Genomic DNA, 16,449 nt, shown 5'->3' with positions numbered 1-16,449 from the left:
CAGCTTCAGCAGGCTGGCAACCAGTCCCGTCACCTGCCGTAGCGGCAGTCCGAACACTATCTTCAGCGTCAGGCAAACCCTGATCGCGCTGTCCGAAAACCGCATCGGCCGACCTCGACGACCAATCGGGGCTGCCAGCCAATCCATGCCCGGGTCAAACCAGACCTCCAGCGACCCGCGGCGCTTCAGCGCTGCGTTATACTCGCTCCAGTTCGTCGTGCGGTACTTCGGCATGGTCGGTTTTGGCATCCATCCCACCTACGCTTCCTGACCCTCACAGGGAATCCCAACGCCCTTTGTGCAACAAAGCCCATTAGAACTGTTTAGTAATCCCAACTTCATGGGGTTAAAGTCGATTAACTGCAAATTTTTTGCTGGCGATGCTGCCCGCGCGTTGCTGGCTTCGGTATATGCGCCCGATCGACGCAGCTGCCGCACAATGCCGATGAACGAGGCCGTCACACTCTGCCTCCGACGGATTTAGTTATCCTGCTGCGCGCCCTCCCAAACATCACGACGGACCAGCGCTCGGGGCAGTGATGCCAGAGACAGCGCAGGGCGGAGCGGACCGCTGGTGTGTCTACGCGACCGTTAGCTGTCTCACTGAGCGTGGCTCGGAGGCTTGGACCACCAGGCCTGTGCATCGGATGCTGCTGAGATCCAGACAACGCCGCTATGCCCTTAAGATAAACCGCATAAACAATCTATAATATGATACGTTAGACCATTCAGGCACCTGCGGCTTGACGATAGGAGATGGATGGTCGTCGTACTGGATACTGAGTGCTTTACCGCGACGCCTTGGAAAAGCTGCGTTCGGCTTGAAGGAGCAGGGATCACGCTGACCCTTTCCCCCGCAGCGGCCATCAAACTCGCGGATTCGCTTGTAGACGCGAGCGCTGTGGCCCTAGGGCAGGTGGCGATGAAGGAAGCTGGGCTGCGACTTAAGCCTGACTGATTGTGATCACACTTGAAAAGTTCACCGTATGAACTGATCGTTTGAGGCTCGCGCTTCAGCTGTTGCACTGGTTGTATATGGTGCGAAGGTGTGCGTTGCGAGATACTAGAACGGGTCACCCACAACAGGTGTTGCGCCTCTAAAGCAGACTTGTGTAAAGGCCCGCTGTCTATTTCGCTTTGACGAGGACGCTTATTATTAGTTCATCATATACGTGTTGACTGTCACTAGGACACTGTAGACTTCTTGATCGACTTTGCTTCGTACATGATCTTATCAGCAATTCGAATGGCCTGCTCAAAGTCGCTTCCTGTGGCAGCGCCCAAGCTACACGTTGCACGCCACTGTGAGGTTTCCAGCGCAGCTATCAACGCCTGATGGATGCTGCTAGACTTTCGCTCACCCGCGGCCTCGTCTCGAACTGTTAAGCAAAAATGCAAATTCATCACCTCCAAGGCGTGCAGTGATATCGTAAGGTGAGCTGCCCCCTTCTGAGCGGTCCAACGACTATGAGAGTCTGGATCAAGGAAGGGACGACGAATGCCTGCGAAAAAGCATAAGCCGGAAGAGATCATCGGGAAGCTGCGTGAAGTTGAAATCGTCCTGGGCCAGGGCGGGACGACCGCCGAGGCGTGTCGGCGGATCGCGGTCAGCGAGCAAACCTATTACCGCTGGCGCAAGGAATATGGTGGCCTGAAGACGGATCAGGCTCGTCGGATGAAGGATTTGGAGAAGGAGAACCTGCGGCTGCGGCGTGCGATCTCCGACCTGACACTGGACAAGCTGATCCTGCAGGAGGCGGCACGGGGAAACTTCTAAGCCCCGCGCGGCGCCGACGCTGCATTGACCAAGTGAAAGAGGTGCTGGACGTATCCGAGCGACGGGTGTGTCGCGTGCTCGGGCAGCATCGGTCGACGCAGCGCAAAGTGCCGTGTGGGGCAGATGACGAACAGGCACTGACTGAGGACATCGTTGCGCTGGCCGGGCAGTATGGACGCTACGGTTACCGCCGGGTGACCGCACTGCTGCATGCCGCGGGGTGGTCGGTGAATCATAAGCGTGTCGAACGCATCTGGCGGCGTGAGGGGCTGAAGGTGCCACAGAAGCAACCCAAGCGTGGCCGGCTGTGGTTGAACGACGGCTCGTGCATCCGGCTGCGGCCGGAGTATCCGGGGCATGTCTGGGCATACGACTTTGTCGAAGCGCGAACGCACGACGGGCGCAAGTTCCGGATCCTCACGATCATCGACGAGGCCAGCAGGGAATGCCTGGCGCTGATCGTCGCACGTCAGTTGAAACACGAAGACGTGCTGGCGGCGCTTGCCGAGCTGTTCATCGCCCGGGGGCCGCCCGCGCATATCAGGTCGGACAATGGCAGCGAGTTCATCGCTACCGCGGTCCAGAAATGGCTCGGCCAGATCGGCGTGAAGACGCTGTACATCGCGCCGGGCTCGCCATGGGGAAAACGGCTATAACGAGAGCTTCAACGGTTCGCTTCGCGACGAGCTGCTCAACGGCGAGATCTTCTACAGCCTCGCCGAGGCAAGGGTGCTGATCGAGGCGTGGCGGCGTCACTATAACACTGTCCGACCACACAGCAGCCTGGGCTATCGACCTCCAGCGCCAGCAGCAGCGACCCCGCCATTGCCAGCCTTCGGTTCCGCTTCGCTCCACCTACGCCCGGCAATGGCGGCGGAGGCGACAATGCACTAACTATCTACCCGGACCACCCGGTGGGGGCTGCTCACTAGGCTTGCCGAGCACCAGAAAACTATGAAGATATTTAATATCAACTATGGTGCGTGCATCACCTTCGCGCACCCCTTCCGGCAAGCTCTTAAGTTTATCATAACTGTATACAGTGACTTCGTAGCCTTGCCGCACGAAACTAGCTAAACAGGCAAGTTCCAAACCGCTTAGCGGTCCGCCATGCCAGAAGCTGGCAAGCCGATTAACGCCGTCGATCATGCTCGTGCTCCGTCTGGCCTTATCGAGAGCCCTGTACACGGGTGGGAAAATATGTGGCAATCACTAATTCCATGCCCCGCAGCCAGGCTAGAGCGGCGGGGCCGCCCGGAGACGTATGCTTGGGCCTGCCTAGTGTTCGGACGTAGCCGTTAGATAATTAACAATGTCGCTACCCCGTAAACTCCCGATAGAACTCAGTGCCCTAGCCCGATAAATTTGTCGGGTGGTCGATAGACCTTTGATGAAACGCCCGGTTCTCTCGAACCGGGCGCCCGAGTCACATCGCGTTGTAATAGCCCGCGTACAGCTTCTCGAGGGTCGCATTGAACGTGCCCCCATTGGCATCGGCATCCTTCGCCCGGTCGCGACCGTAAGCCGTGCGACCCTTGGCCGAGAGCTTCTTGTATGCGCGGTTTTCCTTGTCACCCATGGTGATTTCCTTCGATAGAGTGATCCAGGTCGACAATGGAATAGAGGCCCGCAAAGCACTTAGCTCCGAGGATCCCTATAAGCCTCCCGATGACCTGATTATCGGGGGATGCGTGGAACGAGAGGGTCGGCTTGCCGCTGCGGCGCCATAGCTTCCGGAATTTCGACAGAAGCGGCGCGAGGAGCTGGGGTTGCTCGACAGATAAGAAGTTGATGTACCAGCCGCTCTCAGCAGCATCCCACGCGATCTGCGCGACGGGAGTCGGCCCCTGCCATGCTATCAGGCAGGGGCCGGACTGGCGAAACTCGGTGCACCCGGTCATGGGCACTACCTCCTTTCATGCTGGACTATCGGCGACCCGTCAGCCGCTCGACATAACCCGAGGTGGGAGCCGTGAAGCGCGCGGCCTTGGGCGGGTCGATCTTGAAGATGTAGCTCTCCGGCCAGACGCGGCCACCACCCCACCAGGTGATGCCGAGCAGGACATCGCTGTTCGCGCGCAGCGCCGCGATCGCCTCGGCACCGACTGCCGCGCACGAGGCTTTCATCCCGTAGTGCGAGGCGAACGCGCTTTCAGTAATGTAGCCCTTGAGGCCGCGCCGGCGCAGCTGCTCGGCAAACTCGGCAAAGCCGCTCGTCTTATCGACGCATTCGCTGCTCGTGCCGCTGGATCCCTTATCGAAATAGCGATGGCCGTTGATGAACGTCAGGCTCAGTGGATCCTTCAGGCCACCCCCGCGATCGATCGCGCAGCCGGCGCTCTCGCACGCCTTCTTCGGCCCCTCCTTCTTGTCGAAGCGGAACGTTGCTGACCATTGCGGATATTCGAGCAGGATTGGGTGACGGATACCATTTGCGCGCAGACCGGCGATGATCAGGTTGCTGTCACGCAGCCACTGGTCCCAGTCGTTCGTCATCACCGGGTCGTTGAAGCCCTTCGGCTCGTTTACCAGATCGAGCAGCACCGAGCCGTCGTCGGGGAAATTGCGTGCGAAGCCGGTCCAGAACTGGACGAACCGGTCGACGGTGTCCCATCGATAGGTGTGGTTATCGAGGATTACCGGCACGCTCTTGCTGCGCGCATAGGCCAAGTTGACCTTAAGCTCGGCGACGCGCGCGGGGGTCATCCGGTCATCCTTGAACGGATAGCGGATCAGGCCGAACCTGTGCTTCTCGATGTAGCCGCGCCAGTCCTCCGCCGACGGGCGGACTGCGTCGCTGCCGCTGGCCTCTGCACCCGAGAGGTTCGCCCCGAACAGCGGGGTGACGAGCGTGGTATGCGCCGGGGGCGATACGATCGCTGACTGCGCCGCGTGCGCCGCACACGGGGCCGCGTCGACGGGGGCATAGACCCAGCCTTTGCCCTGGACGTTCTCGACGAACCGGAGCCGGGTGGCACCGACCGTCTCAAACCAGTTGCCGGCCGCGTTCGACCGGTTTCGATCGTTCCAGCCCAGCCAGCCCTTTTCGCGCGACCCGTCGCGCAGCAGCTCGCGGCCCATCTGCCTTTTCAGGACGAGCGTGTCGCCCGCACAAACCCTGTACTGCGCGGGCGGATTGGCCCCGGTGATCGTGTGGACGGTCTGCGCTGCCGCCGGGGAGGCGAGCAGCGCTAGGGCGGCAAAGATAATCGATCGGATCATGTTAGAACCCCGCTGCGCCGAAGCTGTTGAGATATGCGTACAAGGCCGAGTGCATCGCAGCCTGCTGCGCTGCTGTCAGACCGCCCCCGCTCCACAGAGCTGCGATGCGATCGGTGGAGTAGCTTGCCTGCGCACGCAGCACCTGAGCCGTCGTCGTCTGCGCTATAGACGCAGCATCCGACGTGGCGGTCTGCTGGCCGTTATAAAACGCTGCCGCTGCCGTGGCCCCGGTTCGTGACGCCGCCCGATGCCCAAGGCGCGACGTCGACCCGGTCCGTGTTGTGACCGTCGTGCCTGAGTTCATACGGAAGGTCTCAGTGCCGGTGCCACCGCTACTCCGTGCGGTTAGCCAGATCGCACCGCCCGACGAAGCCGAGATATGCTCCTTGCCATCGCCTGCCGTGCCGCCGAACTCACCATTGCACCAGACGCCGACCGCTGCATCGTCCTGGAGATACTTGCTGTCCGTCCATGAGGTGCGGAGCGAGATTGCCCCAGTCGCCGCGCCATTGCCGGTGTAGCCCAGATTCGGCTCGAAGGTCGGGCTGCTGCCGGGGATCGGCTTTGCTGTGGCAAGGCTGACAATGTTGAGCCCGCCGTCGCTCGTAACAGGCTCGGGGTCAGCAAAGACATATAGGCGGCTCAACTTGCTCAGCGCGCCTGCATCGTCGATCGTACGAATAAAGGTGTTGAGAGCGCTGTACCGTTGGGGCGAGAGCGGAACAGTCCGCGCCTTCTTATACGCGGTCACGACCGCATGCTCTGGAACAGGCTCGGGGTTCACGTCACTGATCGAGATGGTCAGCGACGTTGTACGCGAGGTGATTGCGAGGTCGGACCGGCTCTCTGTGATCTCGATCTGATGGCTCGTGGAGGTTTCGTAATCCGTCGGGACTTCAGCGACCAGCACCTCTGCCGTGCTTCCCGAAAGGCGACGGCCCATCTTGAAGCGCCCGCCTGCCGTGTTGGTCATCGTCAGGTTCGTCTCATACTTGACGTTGACGATCCCGACGACGGTGTTGGGCGCCGCTCCCTCGGGAATCTTAGGCGCCGAAACCCAAGTGATCGTGCCGAGAACAGGGAGGCCGTTGCGCTTGGCGTGGACCGCGCGCCGGACACGCCGCGCCCATGGCTGTGTCATATCGGGTGAGGGGTGCGTGCCGTCTTCCGAGGTGCTGTTGCCATGCAACCACTGGTGGAAGGCCGCAGTGCTTCTGTCCGAGCCGCGTCGTGCCAGGTCGGTCGTCTCAACCCAGAAGTCGAACTCGTTGTTTGCGAACGCTGTTTCGAGCAGCCCGAGATAGGTGGCGACGTTGCCGTCAATATCCCACTTCGGACCGTACACGACCTGATCGAGCGGCGCGTTGACCGCATCGTCAGCCCGATTGCGGCGAGGCGGGATCGGGCTACGGCCAATCTGTAGCGGGAGAACGCCAGAACCGGTGCGGGCGTTAGCCTTCACCATGTTCCATACAGCCCGCGAGTTGCCGTAAGCGTTGCCCGGAGCACCGCCCGCATTGGTCGAGCCGTCGAAATAGTTCGTGCCGTAGGCCTCGAAGAACGTCGACCCGTACTTGACGAGTGCGCGCAGTCCATCAGCCGCGTTGTCGACCTCGTTTGAGTTTGTCCATAGCGTCGCGACACCGCCGATACGTGCGACAATGATACCGGCAATGCCGGCCTCGTCGAAGGCTCAGCCCCCGCGAGCGCGCGGCCAGCGTAGCTGAACCCGAGCGTCCGGCTGTCGGTCTGGGTGTGGATCTGTTCCCAAGTGCCAACCGTCGAGCTTTGCCCGTTGGCGAGGCTGGGCAGCGCTGCCCACTGGCCGCCCTTATCACCAGAGCCAACCGTGATGCTGTCGCCTCCGAAGACGATCGTCTCCTTGTCGCCACCGACGAACGTGCCAACCATGATTGGACAATGGGTGTACGTGCTCGTCAGAAGTGTTCCGGTCACGGCCGGGTCACCCGGCGTCATCAGGCTCGTCACCGTAGATCCGGCTGACTCGAAGCCGCGCGCAAAGACCCCCTCGTAATCCGCAACGCTGTTGCCGATTCCCAGCGCTCCTGCGGGGATGCTGTAGCGGCACTTGATCCTGACGAGCGTGCCCTGCACCGGCGGACCACCGAGAGGCGACCAGTCGATATCTGGCGTCGCTATATCGACGCCGCCCTGTGGAAGTACCATCGGGCCGTTCGGCAGGCAGTTGACGCAAACGCCGTTCACCTCGACCACCAATTCCTTGTAGGTGATTGCGCCCTTCGTTTTGATCGCGACGTCGGTCCAGATGTAGAAGCCGTTCAGCCGGAAGCTGGCCGTCGCAATATCACCCGAGCCGACGTAGCGGTTTTCACAGCGAACATATTCAGCGTCGACCGTTGGCGCCCCACCCGTTGCCGGGGAAGGGGTGTCAGGCAGTCGCTGACCGCTGAGGACAGCGCGCGTGATCGGCACATTCGCGGTGGCGTTGACCGTAACGATGCCATTCGACGTGCGGGGGGAGTACTGCGCGCCATCCAGAGTCTCGACGACATCGATCGTGCCGGCCGTGGTCGGCGTGCCGGTGATGACAGCCCCTTGGATAGACAAACCCGCCGAACCCGCACCTGACAAAGTAACAGAGCTACCCGATGTCAAACCAGCGATCGTTCCGCTGTACGCCGTGCCGACCGTAGCGGCCGATGGCGATACCGTCAGAAGCCTCAGGACGGCCGTCTGTGCCGCTGCTCGAACTGTAAACGCGATGCTGTTGATTTTTGACGATCCAGTGGCGCCACCAAGCGTTTCGGTAAGCGAAAAACCAGCCGTGCTTGCCGTCGTCGGCGTGCCGGTAATCGTGCGCGCTGCGCTGTTGAGCACGAGCCCGTCTGGAACAGTGCCGGTGATGACCGAACCTGCCGTCGCACCATTGATCACGCCGTTATACGACGTTCCTGCCGTGCTGGTGGTCGGCGAAATCGTCAGGTCGCCGAGTGTTGCCGCCGCAGCCGATACCGTGCGTGTCAAAATCGACGACGATGCGCTGCCGCCCGTGCCCGTCGCAAACTCCTGATACGTCAGCGTGCCAGCGGAAGCGGGGGTTGCGGTAAGTCCGGTGCTGATCGTCGAGCCGTTCAAGGCCCAGGCACGTGACGTGATCGTGCCGTTCGACACGGCACCTGGCGTTGCGGTGTAAGTCGTCGCCCCCGCCGTGCCAGTCGAAGGGCTGACGGTCGGCTGCGAGGTGAAGGCCGGAGCCGCCGCGGCTGCGGTTGCAACGGTCACCTGCTGCACCGTCGACTGCGTGGTGCCGCCTGGTCCGGTCGCTGTCTCTTGGTAGGTCAGGGTGCCGGACGACGCCGGAGACGCGGCGATGCCGGTGCTGATCACCGTTTCGTTGATCGTCCACGAACGCGCCGTGATCGAGCCGTTGCTGACGTTGCCCGCGGTTGCGGTAAATGTCGTCGCCCCCGCAGTGCCGGTGTTCGGGCTGATGCTCGGCTGCGAGATGAAAGACGGTGCCGGGGCAGGGGTGACGGTGGCCGCAGTCACCGCTGCCACCTGAACCGTCGACGTCGTCGTACCGCCCGGGCCTGACGCCGTCTCTTGATAGGCGAGCGTACCGGACGACGCGGGCAGGGCTGTCACGCCAGTGCTGATGGCGGTGCCATTCAGCAGCCACGCGCGGGACACGACAGAGCCGTTGCTGACGGTGCCAGGCGTCGCGGCGTACACGGTCGAACCCGCAGTCCCGCTGGTCGGGCTGATGCTCGGCTGCGTTGTGAACGCAGGCGCTGCAGTTGCTACCGGCACCCCGGCTGCCTCAAGCGCAGCAACCCGCTTAAGTAGCGAGTTCACCGTATCGCGCCAATCACGCGCGGACGTGTTGTTTGGGATATTCGTCAGCACGGCCATGCGTGGACACTCCTATTTAGGAAAGCGGGTTGGGCACTCATCACGGAAGCGACGCGTCAGCGCGGCGAGGCGTCGACGGCGAGGCCGCGGCGCACGTCGCAGAGCGCGAGGTCAGCGCGCGCGTCACGCAGCGAACCCTCGGCGTCCGCGCTGTTGGCGCTACCGTCCGGCTGCCGGCGCATCGGCGTCGCCGTGCAGGGCTTCTTCGCCTCGGCCGGCACTGACGGGATCGTTGGCGAATAGCTCAGCGTCGAGCGCGTCGATCCCGCGCACGCGGTCAGCAGGAAGGCAGGCAGCACGGCCAGCAGTAGTTTGCGCATAGGTCCTCACGGTGTCAGTGGATCGAAGGATGATCGGTTCACGATCTGCGAGGCGGTCGGCAAAGGTCGTCAGCGCCGTGCTCTGCTGGACGGCGAACCGCTTCTCGGCATCGCTGCGCAGCTGCTCGGCCTTCGCGATCTCAGCGCTCCACGCCGCCCGCTCAGCCTTCAGCGTGGCCGTGCGGTCGGCGAGCGTCGCGCGGGTGAAATGCAGAGCGACGAGCAGGCCGATCATCGGAACCGACCACCAGAAACGCCGCAACAGGGCGAAGCCCGCCGCCCAAGTCATGCTTCGTTCGACGAAAAGGGCACGCCAGCGATCGTCTTCATTTTCACAGCGCCACCGATAACGGGCACGCCGGCAGGCCAGCGCGATGCGGTCAGACGCGATTTTGCAATGCGCGTTATCGAGACCGCGTTACCCTGATTTCCGCCAAGCACATGATATGCGGTCTCGTCTTCGCCGACATAGAAGCCGACATGCCCGCCACCTGGGCGATCGAAGACAAGGACCGCACCGGGGGCAACGCGCTCAGGCCGCAGTCTATTGCCCCATGCCGCCCAGCTCTTCGCGCGCGCCGCAATCTTGACGGGCTCGACACCAATGGCAACGAGGCATGCCGCGACGAAGCCGCCGCACCACGGCATCTCGTCATCTTTCCAGATCACGCCGTTCCATTTGCGTGCCGAGTTAAGAAACGCGATCAGGGCATTGTTGTGCGTGCGTCCGACTATTTCGCGGGTGCCGAGAAGCGACCAGGCATGGCGAAGCCACGCCGGCGTTGATGCCGTCGTCATGCTTAATTCCTTACAATAGTGAGGCGTTTCGGGCTTGGTGCTTTTCAGATTGGGCCTGCGGGCTCTTCAAAGCTCCGGCAGGCCCGCCTCGCGCTTTTCCTCTTGTCGCCGGCGCGGGCCGTTAACGAAATATTAACTACAATTAGTGATCTTCCAGATGAGGCTTTGCCTCCCCGTGAAGGGTTCCCTGCTCGTCACGATGCCGCCCCAGCTACGACGAGCAGGGAGTATGGCGCGACGGTGTGACTGCCTGACACTGGAAGCCTCTCACGCCGGTGTTGATGCCGTCGCCATGATTATTTCCTTCGATGTGAAGCTATTGGCGAGGTTGGCTGTTATCGACGGGCCGGGTTTCTTAACCTTGCCCGGTCGGCCCGCCACGAACCCCTCCCGGTTGGGCGGGCCGTTACTTTGCAACTGACTGGCAACTTACGGCGTTCTCAGGTTGCCGGACGTATCCCCAAGAACGCCTCGGCCGGCTCGTCCTTGGCTGACCCTGGGGGCGGGCCGTTATTCCCTACTTGTCGAGTTCGCGCAGGGTGGCGGTCATGTCTGCCGGCACTGCCGGCTTGCCCGGAAGAGCGGCGTCGAGCGCGTCGATCGCGTTCTGCCCGCGGCGCTTGAAAAAGGTGATTATGCCGGTGCCGATCGCGCCCAGCGCGCCGCCAGTGCCGAGCGCGGCGAACAGGTCGACCTGATGCTCGGCGATCCAGACCGCGGTGACCAGCATCGCGATTCCGGTGATGATCATATCGAGCAGCCAGCGCTTAGGGCCCGGTGTGTCGAGCGTGATGAACAGCCGGATCATGAGGCAGGCGAGAAGCCCGACGATCATAGATCCGGCCGGAAAGCTGTAGCCGAGAAACGACCAGATGACCGGTACCGATACGCCCGGTACCGCCGCGATAGCCCCCTCTCGCATTACCGCAGCCCGACGGCAGCGGTTGCCATTGCAAGGCTCACGACGAGGATAGCGATCGGACGGCGCAGCTGCGGCCATCGCGACCACATGTCGACGGGCAGGGGGGCTTTGCGCAGCTGGAACTCGAGCATCGGCTCAGCGAGGATATGCAAGGCCATCCACAGGAAACCGCAGCCGACCGAGACGGGATCGAGCCAGCGCTTGAGTTCCGCCACCCGTTCGATGGTGTGGGCGTCGCCCGAGCTCCACGACCAGAGACTGATCGCCTCGGCGCCGCCCCGGCTGGCGACCGCGCACCCGGCAAGGAAAATGACGAACCGATAGATCGAGACGGGATCGGTCGGATGGTCGAACGCGCGCGCCGCCCAGATCCGCCGCGCCTGCTTGCCCGCCATCATCAACCCGAGACACATGGCCGCGGTCATGACGAACAGGTTCCACGCCAGCAGGCTGGGTTGTTCGCGAGGGAGGGAGGCGCCAGCGCGGCCGTCGACCGCATCGCCTCGCCAATGTAGTTGCTCGTGGCTGTCACGCTCATGCGTCATCCCTTCCCGCGACCGGGACGGCCGCGTTGCTCGCGTTCTTCATGGTAGGATCCCTCAGGGTTTGGGCGCGCAGCCCAGGAAGGCGGTTTCGACATTGCGCCGGCAGTGTTCTGGCGCCGCGCCGATGAGGACGAAGAGGCGGTCGATGATCGCTTCGAGGATAAGCCCCCAGCGATGCCCCTTGATTGCAGCGCGGCCGACGCGACTGGAAATCGTCTCGTCAGCCGACGGGGTTGGCCCGCCCGCGACAACATAGATCGGCACGGCGATCAGGATGTAGACGAGCTGGTCAACCGCGACGAGCAGCTGGCGCAGGCCGAGCCAGAAGCGCTCAGCCATTGAGGACGGACCAATCGACCTTGCCGGCAGCAACGATGGCGCCGAGGTTCGCAGCGCGGCCCACCGCGGCCTTGGCGCCCATGCGCAGCCCCTCGATCGCAGCGCCGATCGCCACCCACGCATCGGCAAGCTCGATGATCTCGGCCGCAAGGTCCGCGATCGTCATTCCGCGCGCCCCAGCCTCTGCAGTGAGGAACGGCGTGGTGGTGTCGTTGTCGAGGGACCATGCGCGCGCTTCGGCTTCCTTGCGCTGATACGTCATGGCCTGCCCGGCGCCTGGCGTCAGAATGCGCTGGCGGATAAGTTCGGCTTCGTCATCGATCTTCACGGCGCTTGCTGCACGCAGGGCGTCGAGATCAAGGGTGGGCGCGCGCACGACCTGCGCCGGCACCATGACCATGCCCATGCCTTCAGAGAACTGCTGCTGCGCGGCAGATCCGACTGACCCGCCGCCACGCCAAAGCTCCTCGCCTGACGCAAGGTCATAGATGATCCAATGTTCCATGATGAAGCTCCGGGACTAGCGCTTGAACTCAGTCACCGCGATTGCGGCACTGGTATAGGTCCACGTCGTGTTTGTGGTGGTGACGAAGAAGCGGAGGAAAAACTGCACGCTGTCCCCGCCGGAAATTGGATGATCTGGAAGAAGCCGACAGGAACCGCCGTATTTGATGGCGTGAAAGCCACCTCGCGCGAGAGGGCCAGCTCGGTTCCGTTGTATGCCGCAAATAGCTGCGCTCGCATGTTGCCGGAGCCACCGGTCCGAGTGCCGTCGGCCTGTACGTCGACCTTCATCGTGCCGCCGGTGCTGGTGATATAAACCCGCCCGGTTTCGCCTGTGTCTTCGGGGCTTACGCCGCCGCTCATGCCGGCGATCGCGACCGTGTTGGTGATATTGTTCGGCGCGACCTTGCTCGTGGTGATCGTACCATCGACGAAAAGATTGCCGGCAATCCGGCCGTTGCCGACGAGCTCCCATGCACCCCCGTATTGGTCGGCAAACAGGCTGAGCTGGGCATATCCATTGCCGGCATCGGCGTTTAGCCTGACATAGGCTCGCGCCTTGCCCGCAAGGTCAACCAGCGTGCCGGCTTGCTGCTGCACCGTGGCAGCTGTGCCGTTGTAATCGCTGCGCAGGTTCGTCACGCTCTGCGTCACGGCGCCAATCTTGGGATCGACGACAACGGTGAGCCGCTCGTCGATCTTTGCCGTCAGATCGCCACCGGAACCGGACACCTGCGCTTCAAGATTGCTGACACGCTGCGCCGTGGCGAACCTGCCGTCGGTTACCGCGGTTTCGACCGTCGACAGCCGCCCGCTGGCGGCGTTGAGCGATGCCGTAATCGTGTCGCTGCGTTGTCCTAGCGCCGTGTCTCGATCGACCGATGTCCGCTCGACCCGGCCGATCTCGGCACGCACTGCGCTATCGGTGCTCACTAGGCTGGCCGCTACGCCATCGACCCGGATGCCGAGCGCGCGATCACCCTCGCTCAGCGCGCTCACCGTTTGATCTACGCGAGCGTTTGTCGTGCTATCCCGGCTGACATAGTCGGCACTGACCGTGTCGATCCGTCGCCCGATCGCACGGTCAGCGTCGGCCAGGGTATCGATGCTGGTAGCGACGCGAGCAGCTGTGGCGGCCTGCACAGCCCGCGCGCTACCCGATGACCAATCATTCCAAGCGTTTTTGGCCCTGACGAGCACCGCCGATGTACGGACGCCAGAACCAGGCGTAGCTGTTATCCTGCCCTGCGTAGGTATCCAGCTTCCGCATGAGCAGGAAGGCCGCAACGGCGTTAGGCGGGACTTGAACGGACAGCTGACCCGACCGCTTAAAAAAGGGCGGGGGTCGTTAGCTAAGCTCTCCGTTGAGGTGTTAATGTTGCCGACTGTGTACAGGAAGACGGCGCCATCGCGATCGCGCCACCCGAGGTAACTTTGGGTGCTAGCTCGATGCGATGCGCACATGACCGAGAACTGCACATAATCGCCAGCTCTCACCGGAACGGGGGCTTGAGATCCAGTCGAAAATAGGTGTCCCCCGCCGCCCCACACGGCCGAGCTGCAATATCGAAAGAACGTTCTCGCCGGACGGATGATAGGGGTCCCCGGCAATGTTGATCCCGTAAGTAGGTCGGCTCGGATTATAGTTTTCCGACCAGCCGTCTGTCGTGACGAAGTCGGTGTTGCTGATGAGGTTTCCACCACCAGGCGCGAAGCTGCTCTGCACCTCCGAAATGCGCTGCCCGATTGCCTGGTCGGCATCCGCAAAGGCGCGCGCGTGTCAGTGATCCGGGTGTTGGTGGCAGTGTTGGCAGACTGGTAGTCGGCCGTGACCGTGTCGATCCGCTGTCCGAGCGCTGTGTCGCGGGTCGACGATGCAAGCTCAACCCGGCCGATCTCAGCGCGGGTGGCGGTGTCCTTGGTGGTGACGTCGGTCACGATAGCGTCGACGCGCTTGCCGATTGCCGCATCGGCGTCGGAAAGGGCAGTGACCGCATCGCTGATCCGCGTGCTGGTCGCTGCGTCCGCCGCCTTGAAGTTGGTGGTGACCGTGTCGATCCGTTCACCGAGCGCCTTGTCCGCGGCCGACAGGGCAGTGATCGTTTGGGTGATCCGCGTATTGGTGACGGTGTCGCGGCCGGTATAGTCCGTCACGACGCTGTCGATGCGCTGCCCAAGGGCGGTGTCGCGGGTCGACGAGGAAAGCTCGACCCGGCTGATCTCCGCGCGGGTAGCGGTTTCCTTGGTGATGACGTCGGTCACGATCGAGTCGACGCGCTTGCCGATCGCTTCGTCGGCCGCGGACAGGGCCGCGACCGAATCCGTGATCCGCGTGCTGGTCGCCGAGTCCGCCGCCTTGAACTCAGTGGTCACGGTGTCAATCCGCTCACCAAGCGCCCTGTCGGCCGCGGACAGGGCGGTGACCTGGGTCGTGATCCGCGTGTTGGTGACGCTGTCCCGGCTCGTATAATCGGTGACAACGGTGTCGATGCGCTGCGCGATCGCGCGGACGTCATCGGTGCGGACCAGCCGCTCCGTCTCGATCAGCGCGCGGACCTCACCGTCGTTTTTGTTGGTGACGACGGTCAGGCTGTCGATGCGACGATCGAGCAGCTCGTCCTTGCCCTGCGCCCGGTTCGCCTCGGCGTTCAGGTCGGTCATCGCCGCATCGATGCGGGTATTTGCCCGACTGACGGCCAGATCGGCCGTTACGCGCGCCGCTGCCAGTTTGCTATCGGCGTTGGCTAATGCCGCGTCGAGAACGATCCCGGACGCGAGCAGCTTGGCATTGAGGTCGGCCAGCGCCGCATCTGCCTTCGCCCCAGCTGTCTTGATCAGGGCATTGGCCGCCGCGACCGCGCTGTTGATCGCGGGGATCGTGATGTTCTCGAGGATATCCGAGCGCTGCTTTACCGAGGCCGCGTCGGCGATGACCTGCTTCGCCGGCACCCCGGCAACCGCGTCAGTGTCCTTCGACGTGTTTTCACTGGTGTTGTCGGCGTTCTCGGTCGGCTTCGTGCCGCTGACATTCTCCCAGGGGATTGTCAGTGGCGCCGGGGTCTTCGCTTCGCTGAAGCCCTCGATCGAAAGCGTCAGCTTGCTCAGCGTCTCGCCGACCTCGACGCTGAAGTCCTTGAAGAAACCGTAGACGATAAGGCTGTCGACACCGGCATCGCCGAGCCACAGCGATGGGACTGCGCGAACCGCAGCGATCCGCCCGACGACCTGGTCGACCGCATCGGTCCGGATCAGCGCCTTGCCCGCCATCCGCTTCGCCCAGGCGCGCGGGACGATCATCGTCTCGCCGAACTCGTCGGTCTCGCGCCGGCTGTAGTCGGTGATGCCCGACGTCGCCGAACCCTCGGTGATGCCGAGCGGCCGCAAAATGCCGAGCACCATGGTGCCGACGAATACGGTACCATCGCCACCGCGGCTGTCCTGCCACTCTGTGGTGTCGCTCACGGCCTCGGCATCGGCCCAGCTTGGCGGTTCCACCGTGGCAGTGCCGGCGACCGTGTCCTGCCACGAGACCGAGTCGTCCCACGCGAAACCATCGTCCCAGACCACGCGCGTCGCGGCCTTGCCGAACGGTGTCAGCGTTACAGTGATGCTGGCCCCGGCCGCCAGCGACAGATCGAGGAACAGCGCAGCGCCCGAGCTGCCCGTCGGCGCAACAGTGCGGTCATATTCGGGGGCCTGAACGCGGACGGTCGCAGCGTTGCAATCGAGGATCGCAAGGCCAGACGCCGCGGGGCCGGGGCGCAGCGTAACCACGATCGGCGCTTCGTCGGTCGTGACGGATCCGAGCGCCTGATCGAACATCGCCCAGCGGTTCGTCGGTCCGACGTCGAGCCATGCCCCCGTTGTCGTCGCCGGGTCATGACCGACGTTCCGTTCGAGCAGGCTTTCCCAGAGGCGGTGCGTCGAGCGCCGGATGACGCGCTGCCCCAAGGCGTAGCCGCCGGCTGCCGTCCACTCGATGGCGTCATCCTCGGAAACGCTGCTCGACGTCAGGACGGCCTCTGTGATCGCGATCGGCTGGAGCAGCTGAAGGCTGGACGCTTGGCCGGGCGGGGCCGGATCGGAGCCGTCGTCCGTAAACGCCTCCTCGCCGGTCATCCCCTCGAC

General features: G+C 63.1%; 14 protein-coding genes and 1 pseudogene. 1 reads left to right on the top strand and 14 read right to left on the bottom strand.

Annotated elements, in window-relative coordinates:
- Positions 1–249, bottom strand: a 249-nt coding sequence (locus NI18_RS16260; protein ID WP_037531465.1) for a transposase, incomplete at its 3' end; no start/stop codon positions are given.
- 1,249 nt (positions 250–1,498) lie between these two features.
- On the opposite strand from NI18_RS16260, the pseudogene NI18_RS16250 reads away from it, so the two are divergent.
- Positions 1,499–2,671: pseudogene (locus tag NI18_RS16250) on the top strand (IS3 family transposase).
- Here NI18_RS16250 and NI18_RS24560 read toward each other — a convergent pair.
- The 13 genes from NI18_RS24560 to NI18_RS22525 all read right to left on the bottom strand — a co-directional run bounded on the left by NI18_RS24560 (position 2,672) and on the right by NI18_RS22525 (position 16,440).
- Positions 2,672–2,926: a hypothetical protein gene (locus NI18_RS24560; RefSeq protein ID WP_128082285.1), complete on the bottom strand. Its 255-nt coding sequence runs from the start codon at positions 2,924–2,926 to the stop codon at positions 2,672–2,674. It abuts the pseudogene before it with no gap.
- A 277-nt stretch (positions 2,927–3,203) separates the two neighbouring features.
- Entirely contained in the window at positions 3,204–3,356 is a 153-nt protein-coding gene (locus NI18_RS25205) for a hypothetical protein (protein WP_157840566.1), read from the bottom strand.
- Entirely contained in the window at positions 3,349–3,678 is a 330-nt protein-coding gene (locus NI18_RS16245; protein ID WP_037531429.1) for a hypothetical protein, read from the bottom strand. Before NI18_RS16245 ends, NI18_RS25205 begins: the two co-directional genes overlap by 8 nt.
- A gap of 25 nt (positions 3,679–3,703) precedes the next feature.
- Positions 3,704–4,999 (bottom strand): cellulase family glycosylhydrolase, encoded by a 1,296-nt coding sequence (locus NI18_RS16240; RefSeq protein WP_037531427.1) that lies wholly within the window; start codon positions 4,997–4,999, stop codon positions 3,704–3,706.
- Between the two features lies 1 nt (position 5,000).
- A complete protein-coding gene (locus NI18_RS16235; protein ID WP_198527045.1) occupies positions 5,001–6,461 on the bottom strand; it encodes a cadherin repeat domain-containing protein in 1,461 nt (486 codons plus the stop codon).
- Complete coding sequence (locus tag NI18_RS16230; RefSeq protein ID WP_128082284.1) at positions 6,458–8,893, bottom strand: hypothetical protein; 2,436 nt, start codon at positions 8,891–8,893, stop codon at positions 6,458–6,460. Before NI18_RS16230 ends, NI18_RS16235 begins: the two co-directional genes overlap by 4 nt.
- 159 nt (positions 8,894–9,052) lie before the next feature.
- Positions 9,053–9,502, bottom strand: coding sequence for a hypothetical protein (locus tag NI18_RS16225; RefSeq protein WP_037531419.1), 450 nt, complete (start codon positions 9,500–9,502; stop codon positions 9,053–9,055).
- A complete protein-coding gene (locus NI18_RS16220; protein WP_037531417.1) occupies positions 9,499–10,011 on the bottom strand; it encodes a TIGR02594 family protein in 513 nt (170 codons plus the stop codon). Before NI18_RS16220 ends, NI18_RS16225 begins: the two co-directional genes overlap by 4 nt.
- A gap of 517 nt (positions 10,012–10,528) precedes the next feature.
- Positions 10,529–10,933: a hypothetical protein gene (locus NI18_RS16215; protein ID WP_052149260.1), complete on the bottom strand. Its 405-nt coding sequence runs from the start codon at positions 10,931–10,933 to the stop codon at positions 10,529–10,531.
- The gene (locus tag NI18_RS16210) at positions 10,933–11,478 is read right to left on the bottom strand and encodes a hypothetical protein (protein WP_052149259.1); all 546 of its coding nucleotides are present in this window, start codon (positions 11,476–11,478) and stop codon (positions 10,933–10,935) included. Before NI18_RS16210 ends, NI18_RS16215 begins: the two co-directional genes overlap by 1 nt.
- A gap of 54 nt (positions 11,479–11,532) precedes the next feature.
- Positions 11,533–11,817, bottom strand: coding sequence for a hypothetical protein (locus NI18_RS16205; protein ID WP_031441156.1), 285 nt, complete (start codon positions 11,815–11,817; stop codon positions 11,533–11,535).
- Entirely contained in the window at positions 11,810–12,322 is a 513-nt protein-coding gene (locus NI18_RS16200) for a hypothetical protein (RefSeq protein ID WP_037531414.1), read from the bottom strand. Before NI18_RS16200 ends, NI18_RS16205 begins: the two co-directional genes overlap by 8 nt.
- Positions 12,323–12,354: 32 nt before the next feature.
- Positions 12,355–16,440 (bottom strand): hypothetical protein, encoded by a 4,086-nt coding sequence (locus NI18_RS22525; protein ID WP_052149258.1) that lies wholly within the window; start codon positions 16,438–16,440, stop codon positions 12,355–12,357.
- Positions 16,441–16,449 lie beyond the last annotated feature (9 nt).

The organism is Sphingomonas sp. Ant20, from assembly GCF_000783375.1.
Classification (GTDB): Bacteria; Pseudomonadota; Alphaproteobacteria; order Sphingomonadales; family Sphingomonadaceae; genus Sphingomonas; species Sphingomonas aerolata.
Note: the sequence above shows the minus strand (reverse complement) of the source record. Positions and strands in the feature narration are given on the sequence as shown.